This is a genomic window from Lactiplantibacillus pingfangensis, assembly GCF_005404945.1.
Taxonomy (GTDB): domain Bacteria; phylum Bacillota; class Bacilli; order Lactobacillales; family Lactobacillaceae; genus Lactiplantibacillus; species Lactiplantibacillus pingfangensis.
The window spans coordinates 1-2,344 of record NZ_BJDG01000054.1 but is presented as its reverse complement, the minus strand read 5'-3'; the positions used below and the strand labels follow the sequence as shown (position 1 = coordinate 2,344).

The window sequence follows — 2,344 nt, the reverse complement described above, 5'->3', positions numbered from 1 at the left end:
TCTTAATTTTTCAAAATATATTTTGACGACCTTCCCTTGCCAATAAGTTTTATCCGCTGACTTTTCTTCAATTCACTAAGAGCTCGTTTAATTGTTATATCGCTGTATTGCGGGATCAGGGCCGTGAGCTCACTTCTAGACAAGGGTTTTAATTCTTGCGTTAATGTTGTAAGAAGCTGTCCAAGATCTATGATTTTTGATATACTTCTATGTAAAAAGCGAGTTTAAGCTATGAAAAATTATCCCAGCAATATTACTCGGCAACAATTTGAATTAATTCGACCAGCTTTAGAAAATTTTCGTAAGCGAACTAAGCCTCGAAAATATGACCTCTACGAGGTCTTCTGTGCGGTCCTATATGTCTTGAAAACCGGTTGCCAATGGCGTCAAGTCCCCGGTGATTTCCCAGAATGGCGGTCAGTTTACAACTATTACAAAATTTGGTCAACTAAAGCTGAGCCTACGGCTGATTCTTTATTGGAACAAGTTTTAAAAAAATTGTCATTGCTCGGCGAACTTACCAAGGACGTTCAGCTTTAACTTCCTTTATTATCGTTGACGCTCAGAGCGTCAAAAACACCGCTACTGTTGAAAACAAAGGTTACGACGTTGGTAAGAAAATCTCGGGGATTAAGCGCCATCTGGCAGTTGATATCAATGGCTTTCCGAAGGCCATTCACATGACGCGAGCGAACGTCTCTGATCGAGACGGGGCCAGTGCAATGATCGCTTTACATGCCATGCATTTACGCCAGGTTCAAAATGTCTTAGTTGATGGTGGTTATTCAGGCGTTAATTTTCAGCTCGATGTAGCCAGTAATTTAAACGCAACCGTGCAGGTTGCGAAGCGCAGTGAGTTGCATCGATTCGAAGTCATGCCCCAACGTTGGGTAGTTGGACGATCTTTTAGTTGGCTAGAGAATTGTCGGCGACTTTGGAAAAATTGTGAGCGTCAATTAACCACCAGTCTGCAAATGGTCGTTTTAGCGTTTTTAGCACTATTACTTAAGAGATTTTAGACAGCTTCTTAAAAATGGAATGGCATTTCGGCAATTTTTTGTAAATAAGCGTTTCGTTTAGCTGATTTCGCGTTGCTAATGCCACCAAAATTTTGCCATTTGCCAGATTTAATACCAAGTTGTTTCAATGTTGTTTTAATAAAAATTTTTTGGACGGCATTTCCGCAAAACCATCGAAGGTAAAATGTTGGGGAAGTGGAAGTAGTCAGAACATACGCACGTTTAAGATTAACCAGCTCACCGCGGATGCCTGTCTTTGTAACGGTATGAGTTAGGCCTTCACCTTCCTTCATTACTTTATCAATGAATCCCTTAAGCATGGCTGGGATACTGTTCCACCAAATTGGTGTGATAAAAATAATCCCATCAGCCTGTCGTAGTAAGTTTAGATATTTCGTCACGAGCGGATCGTGGGTTTGACCACTGTGAAATAGCTGCAATTCTTCCTGATCATACACGGGGTTGAATTGTTCTGCATATAGGTCAATCATTTCCGGATTCAAATGTTGCTGTTTTAAATTATTGATAACTTGTTCCAAAATGGCGTGATTAAAACTGTTGACGTAAGGATGACAGTAAACAACAATAATTTTTTTCATGGGTGCTCAACTCCAATCAATTCAGTTGCGGCATTAGTTAATAATTTGTGATCATATTTAGCAGCACCATTTTGAATCAGAATGCCGTAGCCTTGAATGAACGACCAAACCTTAATGAACAGATTATCCACTGAGTCGGTAATATGATAAGTCACTTTAATATTTTGGATGAGTGCTTGGACATCATTCAGCAGTGGAAACTGATCTTTTTGATCACTTTGATAAACTGCCAGAACGCTTGGATTATAAAATAAGAATTCTGTTAAATTAGATTGCTCCTGAAATTGGGTAATCATAAATTCACCAAGGACAATTAAAGACGCAAGTGGGGTACTTGGTTTTGCATCCAGAACGAATTGTCGAGCATGCTGACTGAGTTGACTTGATAAGGTGATCGAGATGGTTGTGAACAGATCATTTTTATTGTCAAAGTGTTTGTAAAACGATCCGGTTGTTAGATGCAAGTCACCTAATAAGCGCCGTAATGAAATGGATTGGTATCCGGTTTCTTTGATTTGACGAATTGCCAGTGAGACAATTTCGTCTTTGGTATGATTCTTTTTTCCAGCCATTAAAACACTTCCTTTTGACTAAAAGATAACACCGTTACCCTATGGATGTAAAGTGACTGGAACAATTGTTGTTTTTTCGGTTCTGGTGCAAAATTTTTCAGGTAAACTTATTTTGAGTATAATTAGCCTAAAAAGCGAGGTAGCGATGATGGAA

General features: G+C 39.2%; 3 protein-coding genes. 1 reads left to right on the top strand and 2 read right to left on the bottom strand.

The features are described 5' to 3' along the window. Positions 1-231: 231 nt before the first annotated feature. A protein-coding gene (locus tag FFM74_RS13450) for an IS5 family transposase (protein WP_137627127.1) occupies positions 232-1,019 on the top strand; the annotation gives its coding sequence in 2 pieces (ribosomal slippage) (positions 232-490 and positions 490-1,019; 789 coding nt in all). Between the two features lie 8 nt (positions 1,020-1,027). Here the strand turns inward: FFM74_RS13450 and FFM74_RS13445 are convergent. Continuing rightward, positions 1,028-1,618, bottom strand: coding sequence for an NAD(P)H-dependent oxidoreductase (locus FFM74_RS13445; protein ID WP_137627126.1), 591 nt, complete (start codon positions 1,616-1,618; stop codon positions 1,028-1,030). Further along, a complete protein-coding gene (locus FFM74_RS13440) occupies positions 1,615-2,190 on the bottom strand; it encodes a TetR/AcrR family transcriptional regulator (RefSeq protein ID WP_137627125.1) in 576 nt (191 codons plus the stop codon). Before FFM74_RS13440 ends, FFM74_RS13445 begins: the two co-directional genes overlap by 4 nt. Positions 2,191-2,344: the final 154 nt, after the last annotated feature.

What these genes read in the sequence shown, in the direction of transcription:
- FFM74_RS13440 (WP_137627125.1), bottom strand. Translation starts at nt 2,190, where the DNA reads ATGGCTGGAAAAAAGAATCATACCAAAGACGAAATTGTCTCACTGGCA.
- FFM74_RS13445 (WP_137627126.1), bottom strand. Translation starts at nt 1,618, where the DNA reads ATGAAAAAAATTATTGTTGTTTACTGTCATCCTTACGTCAACAGTTTT.